Origin of the sequence: Azonexus sp. (assembly GCF_047638095.1) — a bacterium.
Classification (GTDB): Bacteria; Pseudomonadota; Gammaproteobacteria; order Burkholderiales; family Rhodocyclaceae; genus Azonexus.
In genome coordinates this window covers 14,648-17,622 of the sequence record NZ_JBLJBW010000046.1, presented here as the reverse complement: position 1 = coordinate 17,622, position 2,975 = coordinate 14,648, and the positions used below count along the sequence as shown (strand labels likewise).

Genomic DNA, 2,975 nt, shown 5'->3' with positions numbered 1-2,975 from the left:
ACCTGGTCGGCCTTCTGCTGGGCGCGGTAGTAGGAGACGCCGAAATCGAGCACGCTCCAGGAGAAGGTCAGGTTGGCGAGATTGCGCTCGCGTTCCTGCGATGTGGAAGGACGCAGCGAGACCTGCCCATCCTCGATGCCGATCGAGGTGCCGCCCGAATCGTTATTGCGCCAGGCATAGCCCGCGCCGGCCACGACACGCGGCAGCATTTCGTAGGTGGATACGTCGTGCAGGCTCTTGGAGAGCGCGCTTTCCATCAGCTTCAGCTTGTAGTCGAGGTTGTATTTGAGCGCGCGCGCCGCTGCTTCGTGGAAGGTGATCGCCCCCGTCACCGGCTCCTGGTCGGCATACATGTTGAGGCGATCCTGCGTCACGCGCTCCTTGACTTCCTCCGGCGCGAACGGCACCGGCGCAAGCGCGCCGCAGCCCGTCAGCGCCACGGTGAAACAGGCCGCCACCAGCAAGGCCGGGCGGGTGATACGGGTTTTGAAGTTCTTTTGCATTGTTTTTCCTCGGTCTATCAATTTGTCAATTATCAATGGGGTAAAAAATCAAGCCTTGCGCGGTGCCATGGGCAGGCGCGCCGCACCGCTGCGCAACTGCTCGTCAAAGGATGGGGCCGCGCCGCCCGCCAGGCGCTGCGGTGCGGCCTTAGCAGGCGTCTTCGCCTTCTCTGCCGGTTTCGCTGCACCCTGCCCGCGTTCTGCTGCCGCCGTTTCCGACGCTTCCGACGCTTCCGTCTCTGCCGCCGCAGCCGCCTTCTTCAGCTTCTTGCGCTCATCTTGCAGCAAGTTTTCAAGCTCGGTCGCAGCATTGCGAAACAACCCCGGCGACGCCAGATAACCATCGCTACCCAGGCCCAGGCGGCTGTAGCGGCCTTCGACCGAATTCCGCAAGAAGCTCGCCTCGCGCTGCGAATCGCGAATAGCATGAACCACGAACAGGTTGAAGTCTTGACCGAGGCCACCGCCGATAGATGCTGCTAGCGGATTGTCCATATTGACAGCATGCGGATTCGAGAAACCACGTGTGTCATCCAGGGCACGCTCCTGCTGCGCACGGCTGACTTCGATATCAACGTAGAGCACCGGGTGCAACGGAATCTGCATACGGCGCACGCCATCTGACAATGAACCATCGAAGAAGACGCTGGGGTCCTTCACCTGATCGCCCAGAATCAGATCATTCGCCGGGCGCTTGGTGATGTCGTCACCGTTGTTGGCAGGAGTCTCTCCCGAACCACCTGGCTGCTGTGGCGGTGCTTCCGGCACGACGGTCACTGTCCATTGGCTGGTCGACTTGTTGCCATTTGGGTCTTCCACCGTGTACTCGATCACCACCGTCCCTTGCGAACCGGGCTTGGGCGTGAAAGTCAGCGAACCGTCCGGCCCCCTGTTGACCGAGCCTTCCGGCAGTTCAATCACGCCCGAGGGCGGGAACGGCTGACCGTTGATTTCGGTAACGGTGAGCGTGTCATTGTCCGGGTCGGTGTCGTTGTCACGAACATCGACCGTAATCGGACGACCATCGCGGGATTCGCCGGTATCCGGGTTGGCCGTCGGCACGTGGTCGTTGTCACGCGGAACGTAAGGCGGATTGCCCGGCGTCGTGTAGTACGAATCGCTCGGGTCGACCGGGGTCGGCTGACCCTTGTCGTCGAAGACATCGCCCGTGCCGTCGTCGGTGATCGTTGCCTTGCCGACGCTCGGTTGGCCACCCACTGGCGTTACCGTGAGTTCGACGGTTTCCGGCGTTTCCGGGAGGTTGTCGTCGATCAGCGGCACGCGCACCAGAATCTCGCCGCCCGACGGCAGTTCAACCGCGTCACCGGTATAAGGCGTCCAGGTATTGCCGCCATCGGTCGACACCTCGATCGTCGGCACGTAGTCACCGCCCGGCGTGGCCGTGCCGCCGCCGGTAATCTCGATCTCCACCTTCTGGCCAGACGCGCCCGTCACTTCATAAACGATGTGCGGCGATTTCTCGTTCACCGTCGGGCTATCGACTGTCACCTGACGGTCATCGTCTGGAACGATGTAGCTCGGATCGCTCGGATCAGTCGGGTTCGGTGTCAATTCGCCCGTCGGATCAGACGGGTCCTTCGGCACCCAGGTATCCGGTGCATCGGTGCCATCGTCACGGATCGTCGCAGTGCCCTTGCCTGGGGTTTGCGACGAATCAGCTCCCACCACCTTGACCGTCAATTCAACCGTTTCGCCATCGTCTGGGATGTTGTCATTGACCAGCGGTACTCGCACCAGCACTTCACCAGAAGCAGGGACTTCGGGTTTGTTGCTTGAATTGTAAGTCGTCCAGGTCTTACCGCCGTCGGTCGAGTATTCAATGGTGTCTTTATAGTCAGTACCACCACTCGTCGCCGTCCCGCCAGTGATTCCGATCTCGAGTTCCTGGCCCTGTTTGCCTTCCACTTCATACACAATGTAGGGGGCAGATTCGCTGACTTCCGGGTTGCTTACCTTCACAACCTGATCGTTGTCCGGCGTCACGTACAGCGGATCGTTCGGATCAGATGGGTTTGGGATCAGGCTCGGATCGCCCGGCCCAGGCATCGGGTCGGTCACCCAGAGGTCGCCCGTACCATCATCCTTGATCGTCGCCGTGCCGGTCACACCAACACCACCGTTCGGCGTGACCGTCAGTGTGAATTGCTCGCCATCGTCCGGGGTACTGTCGTTCGTGATCGGCGTGCGTACCAGGACTTCGCCACTGCCCGGCACCGTCACCGGCGTGCCCGTCGTGTATTCCGTCCAGGTCTTGCCACCGTCGGTCGAGTATTCCAGGTTCGGCGCATTGCCGTCGGTACCGTAGTCGGTACCACCGCCCGTCGCCGTGCCCGGCGTCAGGATCAGCGTGATCTCGCTGCCCGGCGTCGCGTCAACTTCAAACACCGCGTATTCCGAGGCCTCGTTCACCGTCGGGCTGCTCACCGTCAGGTCGTTGTCCTTGGGCTTGTA

General features: G+C 61.5%; 2 protein-coding genes. Both read right to left on the bottom strand.

The annotated features are described in order from the left end of the window. The coding region (locus ACM62Q_RS10960) for a TolC family protein (RefSeq protein WP_415036485.1) at nt 1-503 on the bottom strand (503 nt) is incomplete at its 3' end. Between the two features lie 48 nt (nt 504-551). Beyond that, a partial coding sequence (locus ACM62Q_RS10955; protein ID WP_415036483.1) for an Ig-like domain-containing protein occupies nt 552-2,975 on the bottom strand: 2,424 nt, incomplete at its 5' end.